General features: G+C 50.5%; 5 protein-coding genes. All 5 read left to right on the forward strand.

Features of this window, described 5'->3' with window-relative positions; all coding sequences use genetic code 11:
* Positions 1-299 precede the first annotated feature (299 nt).
* Entirely contained in the window at positions 300-2,684 is a 2,385-nt protein-coding gene (locus KCTCHS21_RS01100) for a carboxypeptidase-like regulatory domain-containing protein (protein ID WP_130604738.1), read from the forward strand.
* 120 nt (positions 2,685-2,804) lie between these two features.
* Complete coding sequence (locus KCTCHS21_RS01105) at positions 2,805-7,415, forward strand: fibronectin type III domain-containing protein (RefSeq protein WP_130604739.1); 4,611 nt, start codon at positions 2,805-2,807, stop codon at positions 7,413-7,415.
* 243 nt (positions 7,416-7,658) lie between these two features.
* On the forward strand, positions 7,659-8,555 hold the full coding sequence (locus KCTCHS21_RS01110; RefSeq protein WP_130604740.1) for a LysR family transcriptional regulator: 897 nt from the start codon (positions 7,659-7,661) through the stop codon (positions 8,553-8,555).
* 210 nt (positions 8,556-8,765) lie between these two features.
* A complete protein-coding gene (locus KCTCHS21_RS01115) occupies positions 8,766-11,156 on the forward strand; it encodes a carboxypeptidase-like regulatory domain-containing protein (RefSeq protein WP_130604741.1) in 2,391 nt (796 codons plus the stop codon).
* 120 nt (positions 11,157-11,276) lie between these two features.
* Complete coding sequence (locus tag KCTCHS21_RS01120; RefSeq protein WP_130604742.1) at positions 11,277-16,091, forward strand: fibronectin type III domain-containing protein; 4,815 nt, start codon at positions 11,277-11,279, stop codon at positions 16,089-16,091.
* Positions 16,092-16,307: the final 216 nt, after the last annotated feature.

Genomic DNA, 16,307 nt, shown 5'->3' on the forward strand with positions numbered 1-16,307 from the left:
GTCCTCTCCTCGCTACCGATAAATGTTGATAGGTATACGCTTGTTGCGTAAGGAAGTTTCAAATTGATAGGGCAGTTCTATCAATAAGTGGCAAAATGCCTATTGGACGGTCCTGTCAAACAGATGATAACATTGGGTTCATATTCCGTCCGTTCCACAAAATTCGTTATTATACGACAAGTGAGGGTGTGGCGATGCTTGCGTACATACGGGTTGATTCACCAAAAATCCGATTTCTCATTTTATAAATCCGACTATACTTATAGGATTTATGAATTTAAAAAGAAAGGGTGTTAAACATGCAACATGTACGAACAAAAGGCTTCAACCTGAGCGGTAGATTGGCGGTTCTTAGCATTATTGCATTATTGCTTTCCTTGCTATCCCCAGCGGCTCATAGCTATGCAGAGTCATCCAAGACGACGCTCGATCTTGCCAAAGGAAGCATAGTCATCGGCAACGGGACAGTGTCCGGCAAGACATCTTCGGGAGCTGCGGCTGCTTACAACGCTAGCGGCTACGTCATCACGAGCAGCTCAAGCGCCGTAAGCTCCAATACGGTAACGATCAATGGTGGCGAGCAGCAGGTTGATCTTCATAACCTGAAAATCACGACCGGCTACAATGGCGCGTCCCCTGTCTCGATCGAAAATGCGGGAACTAAAGTTCGGCTTACGCTCAGCGGCACGAACGTGCTGACAGCGGGTAATCCGAAGAAAGCGGCGCTTGGCGTTGCAGAAGGTACGGAGCTTACGATCGGCACGATTGACGGAAGCGTGAATCATGTGCTGACTGCCAATGGCTACGGCGGAAGCGCTGCTGCGATCGGCGGCAACGAATCGGGAGCATCGGGCAAGATTACCATTAATGAAGGCACGATCAATGCCAAGTTTACGTCCAGCGGTAACTATGGCGCGGCAATTGGCGGCGGACAAAGCGGTGCAGGCGGCGTCATCGTCATTAATGGCGGTGTTGTGACAGCTGAATCTTATGGCGGATCGGCCGCGGCAATTGGCGGCGGTTATTCCTCGACAGGTTACAACGGCAAATCGACTTCCGTAACCGTCAACGGCGGAACGGTAACGACGAAAATTCCTAATGCTGCAACGTATGATTCCATTGGCTATGGCAAGGTCGGAACGACTTATGCTTCTGCGGTGCAAGCTGCAACGTCGGTTGTGATTAACGGCGGCGCAATCATTAACAAGAACGACAGCAACAATATTACATCGCTATTGTACAAGCGGTTGCCGGTTAATGGCAGCGGAGAAACGGTATATTCCGTTGGCATCAAGTTTGATGACGCTCCGTCCAACGGAACGACTGTAACTTTGTCTCATGCAAGCGGCAGCGTAGCAACGAAGACGCTCAATAGCGGCAATGTATATACTTTCCTACCTGCCGGAGCGCACGAAGTGGTCGCAACGCGCGAAGATACAGGGTCTGTCTACTATGGGCTCGTTGACGTTAACACGTCCAGCTCGAACACTCCGAACAGCTCGGGCGCAGTATCTCGCACCATCAAGTCCACCCCGGTAATTGCTGTGGTGAACGCAGATGCTGCGGATGCCGATCTGAATGACGGCAAGACGAGCGTACTCGTTATCGGAAATTACAGTGAGATCGTCAACGGTGGCAGCTATCTGCTAGAAGCCGGCAACGACTATACGATTCAATGGTACAAAGGCGCCACGTTGATTGCGGGAGATGCAGACGACGCATCGCGATTGACAGTCACGCCTGACAAAGGAGATACGTTCAAAGCGAAATTCGTAGCGACATCGACGGGCAAGGCCATCGGCTCGACTTCCTTCTCGTCCGTGAAAACAACGCTCGGACCGAAGAACCCGAGCATCCCAGTTCCGGGAATTGACAGCAATTTATCTGTAACCTCGGAAGCGGAATTCACCAAGCAGCCAGATCCGACAGCAGGCGCAATCACCTATACGGTGAAGCTGACTGCCAACGATGGATCGAACGCTCCGATCGCAGGAGCAACCGTACGTTTCTATCAGGACGGCTCCAAGTATACGAGAGTTACGGGAGCTGACGGCATCATTCGCTTTACGTTCGGCGCCTTGCTGCCAGGTGAGCACGCGATCAAAATCGCATTCGAGACGGGCAAAGTGAACGGCGTTCAATACAATGGCTCGACTTACGATAAGAGCTTTACCGTCGTCAAGCCGGAGAAGCCGTCCGGATTCACAACGATTGCGGCCAAATCGGGTACGACTAACGGTAAAATATTCGGCGCAGACGAGTCGCAGGAGTACATCAAGTGGATTCCTACCATCGGCATCAACCAGCAGATCTATCCGGTTACGGGCGATGTAATCGAAAATCTCGGACCTAGCTTGTATAGCATTCGTTATAAGGCATTTTACGACGGAGACGTTTACAGCTTGGCATCCGACTATCGCTACCTCGTTTGGGTACAAACGGCGCAATGGACAGTGACGCCGGTTGCGACCGATTCCGTAGTGTGGGAAACGGGAGCTGTTGATGTCATCGCCGGAGGCAGTGCGCAATTTGTCGTAACGCCGAAAGAAGGCTACGAGATCCAAGCAGGCGATATTCAAGTGAAATATGCCAACTATTCGTATGACAGCAGCACGCATATTCTGAGTCTCGACACGATTACAAGCGATATTCGCATTGTGATCAACGCGACGAAGATCGAATAGAAACAACCTTCTAAAACTAGAGACACAGGAGCGGTCGTTCGCTCCGATCAGCGAGCTCTCGATTCGGGAGCTCGTTATTATTCAATAAATCATTTGGTACAAGAGAGGAGAGCATGAGAGATGAAGAAAACAAAATGGTTAAGTTATGTGTTAACAGCTGCACTTGGGCTGAATCTGTTTGCGGTGGTTGCTCCGCCCGTCTCAGCGGCAGACGTAGTTCAGACGGAGCTGGATATTTCCAAGGGGGATATTGTAATCGATAAAGATGCGGTGACCGTTAACAAGGTTGCAGTTGCCTACAATCCTAACGGTTATGTTATTAAGGGTAAAGCATCAACAACCTCTGCTACCATCACGATCAAAGGCGGCGTGGAGCATAATATTACACTGGATACTCTTACAAACGACAGAACAACTACAAATAGCAACGCGAGTGGGTCGGCTCTAGTCTTAGCGGGAACAGGAACGAAAGTCAATTTGCTTTTAAAAGCGACAAGCTCGCTGTCTACGTCCAGTAATGGCAAAGCGGGAATTAACGTGCCACCTGGTACCGAGCTCGTCATTAATACAGTTGACGGGAACGATACGCCTAAACTGATTGTCAAAAGCGCAGGAACTGCCGCGGCGATCGGAGGCAATGATAACGAGAGCGCCGGGAAGATCACCATTAATCACGGTACGATCGACGCTTCGTTCAGTAGCGGCGGGGCTACTGCTGCGGTCATCGGCGGAGGCAAAGGTGGACAGGGCGGAACGATCGTCATCAATGGCGGGGTCATCACCGCCACTCAAGACATCAATAATAATACAGGAGCTGCGATTGGTGGGGGCAATGTGAACAGTCCTTATCCGGATTGGGTGGATAAGCTGAAGCCCGATACCAGCGTCACGATTAATGGAGGCACCATCATTACGAAGGTAAAGAACAATCCGTCCTTTGACTCCATTGGAATGGGCTATGCCAATACCAAGCTTGAAGAAAATACCGCAAGAACCAAAGTGGTCGTTAATGGCGGAAATATTTACACGACTAATGCATCCAGTAATGGCGTCTCGTTGTTATACAATCGCGTCCCGGTAAATTCCGATGGCGTATCGGTGTACGCTACATCCATTAAAGTAGATCCGGCTCTGACGAGCGGAGCGGCTGTTACGGTCAAATATGCAGACACAACGTTAGACACAACACTTCAGGGCTCTTCTGGCTCGGTTTATTTATTTTTACCGGTAGGCACGATTCCGGTTGAAATTACGAATAAATCGAACGGAAAAACTCATTTCGGCAAAGTGAAGACTACCACCGCCACCGCCGCCACGCCAGGCATCTCATCATACCCCTTTAGTGCGGGAACGGTCTCCCGTTTGATTGGAAGCACAGCACCGAAGGTATCTGTACTGAGCAATGCTGACAACGGCATCAGCAGCGGTCGCTTTTTTTACGGAGCCAACGTAACTCTGAGTGTCACCAATTTAGATGATATAGTAAACAAGAGTGATTACCCTCTAGTTTTTGGGACTGATTTTACGGTTGAATGGTATAGAGGTACGGGGAATAATCCAGCCCGCATCGATACTAATAATCCAGCTCAAGTGACAGTAAATCTGGGACAGGGGGAAGTAATTCGAGCCAAATTAGTGGCGATTGATCCCCTTGTTTCCCCTGCAACCAAGCTAGATGCCAGTTCTACCAACTTTTCCGATAGTCTAATAGCAGATTGGCAAAGGAGAACGCTTGGGTTCCAAGATTTGAAGTCTGGCTATCCTTTTGGCGCTTCTGGGACAGTTATAGCCAAAGCTAGCGCAGGCTCGGATGCCATTACTTATGCGAGCTCCGATTCAAGCATACTATCGGTAGACGCATCCACCGGAGCATGGACCGCCCACAAGCTCGGGTCGGCTACGATTACAGCTTCAATTTCTGAGAATGCAACAGATAAGCTGTCAGCGGCAGCAGTAAGTCAGGTGGTTGAGGTTACGCCTATTATTCCGCTGGCACCGGTTCAAGTGAGCGCTGTGCCCGGAGATCAACAAGCTGAAGTCAGTTTCGTAGTTACACCGAATAAGGATGGAAGTGCCAATACTGGCTATACCGTGACTGCATGGAACGATGAAAATGTAGCCGGGACGGGAACAGGTACGAAGAGCCCGATTATCGTAACGGGGTTGACGAACGGAAAGTCTTACACGTTCACGGTAGTTGCCAAGAATGCGGTTGGCAATTCGTTGGTATCGACAGCGTCCGCAGCGGTAACGCCGGTGGGGGTGCCGAACGCGCCGACAGGCGTAACGGCGACGGCGGGTAAGGGTCAAGCGACGGTAGAGTTTATAGCGTCGTTGGACAACGGCAGCGAAATAACGCTCTACACGGTAACGGCGTGGGACGATGTAACGGCAGTCGGGACGGGAACAGGAGTGGCGAGCCCAATTACAATAACGGGTTTGACGAACGGAAAGTCTTACACGTTCACGGTAGTTGCCAAGAATGCGGTCGGCAGTTCGTTGGTATCGACAGCGTCCGCAGCGGTAACGCCGGTGGGGGTGCCGAATGCGCCGACAGGCGTAACGGCAACGGCCGGAAACGGCCAAGCGACGGTAGAGTTTACGGCGCCGTCAGACAATGGAAGCGAAATAACACTCTACACGGTAACGGCGTGGAATAACGGAACACAAGCCGGGACGGGAACAGGTGCGGCGAGCCCGATTACAGTAACGGGTTTGACGAACGGAAAATCGTATACGTTCAAGGTAGTGGCGACGAATGCGGTCGGTAATTCGTTGGGATCGGAAGCATCAGCGGCGGTAACGCCGATAGTAACGGAGACGCCGGCGGCGATTCCGAATGCACCGACAGGCGTAACGGCGAAGGCAGGTAACGGCCAAGCGACGGTTGAGTTTACAGTTCCATCGAACAACGGCAGCGCAATAACGCACTATACGGTAACAGCTTGGAATAATGGGGCTAAAGCCGCGACGAAAACAGGCACGACGAACCAGATCACGGTATCGGGTTTGACGAACGGAACGTCGTACACGTTTAAGGTAGTTGCGACGAATGCGGTTGGCGACTCATTGGAATCCGCTGCATCTGAGGCAGTAACGCCGACAGATGTAACGGAGACGCCGGCAACTGTGCCGAACGCGCCGACAGGTGTGACAGCGACGGCTGGTAACGGCCAAGCGACTGTAAAGTTTACAGTGCCGTTGGACAACGGCAGCGCAATAACGCACTACACGGTAACAGCTTGGAATAACGGGGCTAAAGCCGCGACGAAAACAGGCACGACGAACCAGATCACGGTAACGGGATTGGCAAACGGAACGTCGTACACATTTAATGTAGTTGCGACGAATGCGGTTGGCGACTCATTGGAATCCGCTGCATCTGAGGCAGTAACGCCGACAGATGTAACGGAGACGCCGGCAGCAGTGCCGAACGCGCCGACAGGCGTGACAGCGACGGCTGGTAACGGCCAAGCGACGGTAAGCTTTACAGTGCCGTCGGACAACGGCAGTGAAATAACGCACTACACGGTAACAGCTTGGAATAACGGGGCTAAGACCGCGACGAAAACAGGCACGACGAGCCAGATCACGGTAACGGAATTGACAAACGGAACGTCGTACACGTTCACGGTAGTAGCTACGAATGCGGTTGGTGCTTCAACGCAATCTGCTGCATCGAATGTCGTTACCCCGACGGGCGATACCGGAGTTTTTATTCCCTCTCCGCCTATCGTTGACGATAAGGGAAAGAACGACAATCAGTCGGTACGCAATGAAACTGACATCCCAAGCAATCAGTCGGGTAGCCTTCAGTTAAATCAAGAGGTTTGGGTTACAGTTCCATCCGGAACGGCTGATAAACCGTTAAAGATCAAAGTAGAGAAGCTTACGGGAGCAACCGATCTTGTGGCAGACAAGGAAACGTTGGCAAGTCCAATCTATGAGCTCACGAAAAATTTTGCAGAAAATTTCAGTCAGAACATTACGTTGAAGTTCGCTTTTGATACTTCTGTACTAAAGGATGACGCGCATACCGTTTCTGTGTTTTATTATGATGAGACCGCCCGCCGTTGGGTAGAAATTGGTGGCGGTATCGTAAACAATGGATTTATTACGATTAATGTCAATCATTTCACCAAGTTTGCGGTGTTTGTTGTAGCCAAGAACACGGAGCCGGTAGAACCGGGAGTGCCACAGTTTACAGATTTGGAAGGGCATTGGGCGGTCAACGCAATCAAGCAAGCTGTTGCAAAAGGATTCGTCAACGGATATGCTAACGGTCAATTCAAGCCGAATGGTCACATTACTCGTGCTGAATTTATCGCAATTCTCGTGCGCGTGTTGAATCTGCAAACTGAGGGTGCGCAATTAAGCCTCACCGACACGGACAAAATCAGCAAGTGGGCCGTGAAGCCGATCGCTCAAGCTGTTGAAGCGAAGCTGATTACGGGGTACAGCGACGGATCTTTCCGGCCCAATGAACAAATTACTCGTGCGGAGATTGTGACGATTATTGCCAGAGCATTTAACTTGAAAATAAAAGAAGGCGTCGCCTCAAGCGGATTTGCCGATGACCGGTTAATTCCCGCCTGGGCTAAAGGCGCCGCAGAAGCTGCACGGGAGAAAGGAATTGTCTCCGGTCGCAGCGGCAACCAGTTCGCGCCGAATGATCCGGCGACAAGAGCGGAAGTAATTGTTATTCTGCTCAATGCGCTAGGTAGCAAATAAAATTCAATTCTGAAAGCTTGTCAGGTAACTCATATGGCGACAGCAGTGCTTGAAGTGCTGTCGCTCTACGGGATTATACTTGGCAGGCTTATTTTTTTATTTCGTAGTAACAAATTAAATCTACTCTTTCAATTCCAATAAATCCTAGTATAATAGTTAGTTATTAAGAGTGACGCAAGCTTATATTCATCGTTGAGCGAGAGGGAAATTGCTTTGCTCACACCAGAAGGAGGCGAGCAGCAAGTGAACATAGAGAATATAGAAGCATTCGTTTATGTCGTACACTTTAACAGCTTTAACAAAGCGGCCGACGCCTTATTTTTGACCCAGCCATCGATCTCTTCTCGTATTCAGACGCTGGAAAAAGAATTGGGTGTGAAGCTTCTCGTAAGGGAGCGCAAACAATTTTCGCTTACGGAGAAGGGGGAGATGTTCCTTCCTCATGCACAGCAAACGCTTAAATCATACAGAAGGGCGACGCAATTGTTGGCCGGCAAGGCGACGAAGGTTGAGATGCTACGGCTAGGCTGTACTGAGACGATCTCCCATTATATTATTCCGCTAATTATGCCCAAGCTGAAGGCTAGATTTCCTGATTACCAGTTTAGAATCATTACCGATAACAGCGAATCTATTATCGATAAGGTGCTGAATAAGGAAGTGGATCTGGGATTCGTTCGGAGTATCTCTCATCCTGCGCTTGAATCAATCAGATTCCTCGAAGATCCGATCAAGCTCTGTGTGTATAAGGGGCATCCTTTTTCGCAGAAATCGGAAGTGTCGATCGAGAGTCTGGAATCCGAGTCTATTGTATTCTATGAATGCGGGTCATTGAATTGGACGAAGGTCCATCGTTTGTTCGAAAAATTTAACGAGCCTCCCAAAATTGATTATCATATCGACAATATGGAAACGGCCAAGAAGCTGATGCTTCAGCGTCAAGGAATCGGATTTATGCCTTTGCAATGCATACGTCAGGAAATCGAGGATGGACTGCTGATCCCGGTTGCGGTTCCCATGTTGTCCGAGCTGTCTCTTGTGACGAACCTGATTATGCTGAAGGGTGGGGCCTCGTTCGTATACGAAACAATAATGGACATTATTAAGGAAGTGAAATTGATAGAACCGTTCTATCAATAAGCGGAAAATGCTTATTGGACGGTCTTAGCAAGCAGATGATAACATTGGGTTCATATTCCGTCTATTCCACAAAATTCGTTTTTATACGACAAGTGAGATGTGGCGATGCTTGCGTACATACGGGTTGATTCATCAAAAATTCGATTTCTCATTTTATAAATCCGACTATACTTATAGGATTTATGAATTTAAAAAGAAAGGGTGTTAAACATGCAACATGTCCGAACAAAAGGCTTCAACCTGAGCGGTAGATTGGTGGTTCTTAGCATTATTGCATTATTGCTCTCCTTGCTATCCCCAGCGGTTCATAGCTATGCAGAGTCATCCAAGACGACGCTCGATCTTGCTAAAGGAAGCATAGTCATCGGCAACGGGACAGTGTCCGGCAAGACGTCTTCAGGAGCTGCGGCAGCTTACAATGCCAGCGGCTACGTCATCACGAGCAGCTCAAGCGCCGTAAGCTCCAATACGGTAACGATCAATGGCGGCGAGCAGCAGGTTGATCTTCATAACCTGAAGATCACGACCGGCTACAATGGCGCGTCCCCTGTCTCGATCGAAAATGCGGGAACTAAAGTTCGGCTTACGCTCAGCGGCACGAACGTGCTGACAGCTGGAAATCCGAAGAAAGCAGCTCTTGGCGTTGCAGAAGGTGCTGAGCTTACGATCGGCACGATTGACGGAAGCGTGAATCATGTGTTGACTGCCAATGGCTACGGCGGAAGCGCTGCTGCGATCGGCGGCAACGAATCGGGAGCATCGGGCAAGATTACAATTAATGAAGGAACGATCAATGCCAAGTTCACGTCCAGCGGTAACTATGGCGCTGCAATTGGTGGCGGACAAAGTGGTGCAGGCGGCGTCATCGTCATTAATGGCGGCGTTGTGACAGCTGAATCTTATGGCGGATCGGCGGCGGCAATCGGCGGCGGATATTCCTCGACAGGCTACAACGGCAAGTCGACTGCCGTAACCGTCAACGGCGGAACGGTAACGACGAAAATTCCTAATGCTGCAACGTATGATTCCATTGGCTATGGCAAGGTCGGAACGACTTATGCTGCTGCGGTGCAAGCTGCAACGTCTGTTGTGATTAACGGCGGCGCCATCATTAACAAGAACGACAGTAACAATATTACATCGCTATTGTACAAGCGGTTGCCGGTTAATGGCAGCGGAGAAACGGTATATTCTGTTGGTATCAAGTTTGATGACGCTCCGTCCAACGGAACGACTGTAACTTTGTCTCATGCAAGCGGCAGCGTAGCAACGAAGACGCTCAATAGCGGCAATGTATATACTTTCCTACCTGCCGGAGCGCACGAAGTGGTCGCAACGCGCGAAGATACAGGGTCTGTCTACTATGGGCTCGTTGACGTTAACACGTCCAGCTCGAACACTCCGAACAGCTCGGGCGCAGTATCTCGCACCATCAAGTCCACCCCGGTCATCGCAGTCGTGAACGCAGATTCTGCGGATGCCGATCTGAATGACGGTAAAACGAGCGTACTTGTCATCGCGAATTACAGTGAGATCGTCAATGGCGGCGGCTATCTTCTGGGAGCCGGCAACGACTATACGATTCAATGGTACAAAGGCGCCACGTTGATTGCGGGAGATGCAGTCGACGCATCGCGATTGACAGTCACGCCTGACAAAGGAGATACGTTCAAAGCGAAATTCGTAGCGACATCGACGGGCAAGGCCATCGGCTCGACTTCCTTCTCGGCCGTGAAAACAACGCTCGGACCGAAGAACCCGAGCATCCCAGTTCCGGGAATTGACAGCAATTTATCTGTAACCTCGGAAGCGGAATTCACGAAGCAGCCGGATCCGACAGCAGGCGCAATCACCTATACGGTGAAGCTGACTGCCAACGATGGATCGAACGCTCCGATCGCGGGAGCCACCGTACGTTTCTATCAGGACGGCTCCAAGTATCCGTATACGAGAGTTACGGGAGCAGACGGCATCATTCGCTTTACGTTCGGCGCCTTGCTGCCAGGTGAGCACGCGATCAAAATCGCATTCGAGACGGGCAAAGTGAACGGCGTTCAATACAATGGCTCGACTTACGATAAGAGCTTTACCGTCGTCAAGCCGGAGAAGCCGTCCGGATTCACAACGATTGCGGCCAAATCGGGTACGACTAACGGTAAAATATTCGGCGCAGACGAGTCGCAGGAGTACATCAAATGGATTCCTACCATCGGCAACAACCAGCAGATCTATCCGGTTACGGGCAATGTGATCGAAAATCTCGGACCTAGCTTGTACAGCATTCGTTATAAGGCATTTTACGACGGAGACGTTTACAGCTTGGCATCCGACTATCGCTACCTCGTTTGGGTACAAACGGCGCAATGGACAGTGACGCCGGTTGCGACCGATTCCGTAGCGTGGGAAACGGGAGCTGTTGATGTCATCGCCGGAGGCAGCGCGCAGTTTATCGTTAAGCCTAAAGAAGGCTATGAGATCCAAGCAGGCGATATTCAAGTGAAGTACGCCAACTATTCGTATGACAGCAGCACGCATATTCTGAGTCTCGACACGATTACAAGCGATATTCGCATTGTGATTAACGCGACGAAGATCGAATAGAAACAACCTTCTAAAACTAGAGACACAGGAGCGATCGTTCGCTCCGATCAGCGAGCTCTCGATTCGGGGGCTCGCTTTTATTCAATAAATCATTATGAGTAAGAGGGGAGAGCAAGAGAGATGAAGAAAACAAAATGGTTAAGTTATGTGTTGACAGCCGCACTTGGGTTGAATTTGTTTACGGCGGTTGCTCCTCCTGCCTCTGCGGCGGAGACGACACAGACGGAGTTGGATATTTCCAAGGGGGATATTGTAATTGATAAAGATTCGGCGACCGTTAACAACGTTGCGGTTGCCTACAATCCTAACGGTTATGTTATTAAGGGAACAGGATCGAGTTCTGCTACTGTTACGATCAAAGGCGGGGTGGAACAGAATGTAACGTTGAACAGCGTTAGAATCGATAAAACCAACTTCCAGACGAATGCTCCAGCAATTGGCGTAACAGGGGTAGGCACGAAGGCCAACCTGATCTTAAGCGGTAATAATATCGTTTCATCGGATAACTCCAAAACTCAATATGCAGCAATTAATGTCCAGCCCGGCTCGGAGCTTGTGATTGATACGATCGACGGGAGCGATACGCCCAAATTAACTGCCACCAGTGGCGGTTCTGCGGCGGCGATCGGAGGCAACCAAAACGAGTCCTCCGGCAAAATTACAATTAATCACGGTAGTATCACCGCTACATTCGGTTCACAAGCCGGATCTCCATCTGGGGTAGCAGCGGTCATTGGCGGCGGTGCCGGCGGTGTTGGTGGCACGATTGTTATAAATGGCGGAATTATCACGGCTACTCAAGCACCCAGTCAAGTATCGGGGGCGGTAATCGGTCAGGGTGATGTATCCGGAACTTATCCGGCCTGGGCGGACAAGACGAAGCCAGATACCTTGATTACGATAAATGGCGGTATTGTTATTACAAAGAACAAGTCCAATCCGTCTTCTGAATCTATTGGTATGGGAAATTCTTCTGCAAATCAGCTTGAAGAAAATAAAACTAGAACGAAGCTCATCGTTAACGGCGGTAATTTTTACTCGATCGCAGGTACTAATGGTGCCCCGTTGCTGCTGTATAATCGAATTGTGGTTAATACCGAAGGCGTTCCGGTATACGCAACAGCCATTAAAGCTGATACAACGTCGAATATCCCTAAGGATACGGAAGTGACGGTCAAGTACGCCGGAAATACAATTGATACAGTTGTCCAGGGAAATAGCGGGGTTAATCTATTCTTACCCGAGGGAACGACATCTTTTGAAATTTTTAATAAAGCGACGAAAAAGTCATATTTCGGCTCTGTGGAGACCACCAATAAAACCGCAAGCACATACCCTTACAGTTCAGGGACAGTCTCGCGCGCGATCGCGACTACAGCGCCGAGTGTTTCCGTATTAAACAACGGTGACAATGGCAACAGTCGCTTCTATTACGGAACGAGTGTAACTCTGAGTGTCAATAATTTGGAGGGGATTGTTAATAAAAGCGGTTATCCGCTGAAATTCGGAAGTGACTTTACAGTTGAATGGTTCAAAGGGCCCGGCGGCACTCCTACCCGCGTACCGGGTAACAGCGATAATCCGACCCAGTTGACGGTAACCGCCTTATTAGGAGAGGTATATCGTGCCAAATTAGTGGCGATTGATTCCGCTGCAAGCAAGCTGGATTCAACTTCTAGCACCAACATCTCCGCGAATTTGACTGCGGATTGGCAGAAGCGAACGCTTAGCTTTACGGATCTGCAAGCAAGCTATCCTTTTGGTGCTCAGGGGACTGTAGCGGCTACTGTCAGCGCAGGCTCGGGCAGTATCACGTATGAAAGCTCCAACTCAACCGTTTTATCTGTGAACGCATCAACGGGTGCATGGACTGCGCTCAAGGCTGGATCGGCTACGATTACGGCTTCAGTTCCCGAGAATGTGACCAGCAAGCAATCATTGGCAACCGTGAGCCAACAAGTTCAAGTCACCCCGATTGTTCCGCGTGCTCCGGTTCAGGTGAGCGCTGTGCCTGGAAATAAACAAGCGGAAGTCAGCTTCGGAGTTCTTGATAATTTGGATGGAAGTGTCAATACGGGTTACACGGTAACGGCTTGGGACAATGAAACAGAGGCCGGGACGGGAACAGGTACAGCCAGCCCGATTACAGTAACGGGGTTGACGAATGGAACGGCGTATACGTTCAAGGTATTAGCTACGAATGCAGCCGGCAATTCACCTGCATCATCGCCCTCAGCGCCAGTAACGCCTGCAGCTGCGCCAGACGCGCCGACCGGCGTGGCGGCGACGGCCGGGAACGGTCAAGCGACAGTACAATTTGTGGCTCCGTCGGACAACGGCAGCGAAATAACGCTGTACACGGCAACGGCGTGGAATGAAGGATCGGCAGTTGGGACGGGAACAGGCAGAGAGAGTCCGATTACAGTATCGGGCTTGACGAACGGAAAGTCGTACAAGTTCACAGTAGTGGCCAAGAGTGCAGTCGGCAATTCGCCTGCATCGTCAGCGTCTTCTGTGGTAACGCCGGCAACAGTACCTGACGCGCCGACAATTGTGACGGCGACTAGAGGATACGAGCTAGCGAAGGTTACCTTTACAGAGCCGGCGGACAATGGCAGCCCAATCACGCTGTACACGGTAACATGGAACAATGGAACAGAGACTGGGACAAAAACAGGTACGACGAGCCCGATAACGGTAACGGGCTTGACCAATGGAAAGTCGTATACGTTCACGGTAGTGGCCACGAACACGGTTGGAGATTCGGAAAAATCGTCGGCCTCAGTGCCAGTGACGCCGGCAGCTGTACCGAATGCGCCGACAGGCGTGACAGCGACGGCCGGTGACGGCCAAGCGGAGGTAAGCTTTACAGCGCCGTCAGGTAACGGTAGCGCGATTACGCTATACACGTTAACGGTGTGGGAGAATGGAGCACAAGCTGGGACGGTAACGGGTACGAAGAGCTCGATTACAGTAACGGGCTTGACGAACGGAAAGTCGTACAAGTTCACGGTAGTGGCCACGAATGCGGTTGGCGACTCGGTAGAATCGGCAGAGTCAGCTGAGGTAACGCCGGCGACTGTGCCTGACGCGCCGACGAAAGTGACGGCGGAGAGAGGGCACGAATCTGCTTCGGTAATCTTTACAGCGCCGTCGAACAACGGCAGTGAAATCACGCTGTACACGGTAACATGGAACAACGGAACAGAGACTGGGACAAAAACAGGTACGAAGAGCCCGATAACGGTAACGGGCTTGACGAACGGAACGGCGTATACGTTTACGGTAGTGGCCACGAATGCGGTTGGCAACTCGGCAGAGTCGGCAGCATCCGCGGCAATAACGCCGGCGGCGGTGCCCGGTGCGCCGACGGGAGTGACGGCGGCAGCCGCCGGTAACGGTCAAGTTACGGTAAGCTTTACAGAGCAGTCAGGCAACGGCAGTGAAATCACACTGTACACGGTGACGGCTTGGAACAACGGAACAAAAGCCGCGACAGCAACAGGCTTGAAGAGCTCGATCATAGTAACTGGCTTGACGTACGGAACGCCGTATACGTTCTCGGTAGTGGCCAAGAATGAGGTTGGTGATTCGCCTGAATCAGAAGCGTCAGAGGCGGTAACGTTAGTTGCGGCTCCGGGCACGCCAACTAATGTAACTGCGACAGCCGGTAACGGCCAAGCGGTGGTAGGTTTTACAGCGCCATCGGACAACGGCAGCGAAATTACGCTGTACACAGTAACGGCGTGGGAAAATGGAACACAAGCTAGGACGGAAACAGGTACGAAGAGTCCAATTACAGTAACGGGCTTGACTAACGGAAAGTCGTATACGTTCACGGTAGTAGCTACGAATGCGATTGGCGATTCAGCCGTATCGACAGCATCGAATGCTGTTACACCGACGGATGGCAGTGTAATCTCCACACCAACCTACCCTGGTGTAGGCGATAAGGGCAAGAATGACAATCAGACTGACGAAATTGTAATTCCGGGTAATCAGTCGGGTACGCTTCAGCTAAATGAAGAAGTTTGGGTCATTGTTCCGGCTGGCACGAAGGAGCAAGCGTTTAAGCTCAAAGTGGAAAAGCTGACGGAAGTAGCCGACCTCGTAGTGGACAAGGATAAGCAAGCAAGCCCGATTTTTGAGCTTACAAAAAGCTTCGTGGAAAATTTCAGACAGAACATTACGTTAAAGTTTGCTTTTGACACATCTGTGCTGAAGGACGACAAGTCGACCGTTTCTGTGTTTTATTTTGATGAGACAGCCCGTCGCTGGGTTGATATTGGCGGTACAGTGAGCAATGGATTTATTACGGTTGAGGTCAATCATTTCACCAAGTTTGCGGTATTCGTTGTAGCCAAGAATACAGAGTCGACTAACCCGCAGCAGGTAGAAACGAAACTGACAGATATTGAGGGACATTGGGCGGCAAGCGTGATCAAGCAGGCTGTGTCAAGCGGCTTCGTAACCGGATATGCCAACGGTCAATTCAAGCCGAACGATCGTATTACTCGCGCTGAATTCGTCGGAATCCTCGTTCGCGCCTTGAATTTGCAAACAGAGGGTGCGAAATTAAACTTTACCGATATAGACAAAACTGGTAAATGGGCCTTGAAACCGATCGCTCAAGCGGTTGAAGCCAAACTTATTACAGGGTACAACGATGGATCGTTCCGACCGAATGACGAAATTACTCGTGCGGAGATTGTGGCGATTATCGCCAGAGCGTTTAACTGGAAAGTAAAAGAAGGCGTCGTCTCAAGCGGGTTCGCCGATGACCGGTTAATTCCCGTCTGGGCTAAGGGCGCCGTAGAAGCTGCGCGGGAGAAAGGGATTGTCTCCGGTCGCAGTGGTAATAACTTTGCGCCTAATGATCAAGCAACCAGAGCGGAAGCTCTTGTCATTCTGCTCAATGCACTAAGCAGCAAATAATTCGAGCATTCAGCAAGTCCGATGTTAGGTCTATATCCCCTCCTGGCAGACAGAAGAATAAGATTAATCCACTGTTGGCCGGAGGGGGATGTGCCTGACGGGCTCATTCCTTGAACCTGAATTTTACGTAAGTTGTACGTGCAGCTGTTATCTTCGGGATTTTATTACCCAAAAATAGTTTTTACCCTAACATTGATTTTGCTCATTGCTTTGTTG

This window comes from Cohnella abietis, assembly GCF_004295585.1.
Lineage (GTDB): Bacteria > Bacillota > Bacilli > Paenibacillales > Paenibacillaceae > Cohnella > Cohnella abietis.

Excerpts from the sequence above, each read along its gene's own strand:
- KCTCHS21_RS01100 (WP_130604738.1), top strand. The coding sequence starts at position 300 with ATGCAACATGTACGAACAAAAGGCTTCAACCTGAGCGGTAGATTGGCG.
- KCTCHS21_RS01105 (WP_130604739.1), top strand. The coding sequence starts at position 2,805 with ATGAAGAAAACAAAATGGTTAAGTTATGTGTTAACAGCTGCACTTGGG.
- KCTCHS21_RS01115 (WP_130604741.1), top strand. The coding sequence starts at position 8,766 with ATGCAACATGTCCGAACAAAAGGCTTCAACCTGAGCGGTAGATTGGTG.
- KCTCHS21_RS01120 (WP_130604742.1), top strand. The coding sequence starts at position 11,277 with ATGAAGAAAACAAAATGGTTAAGTTATGTGTTGACAGCCGCACTTGGG.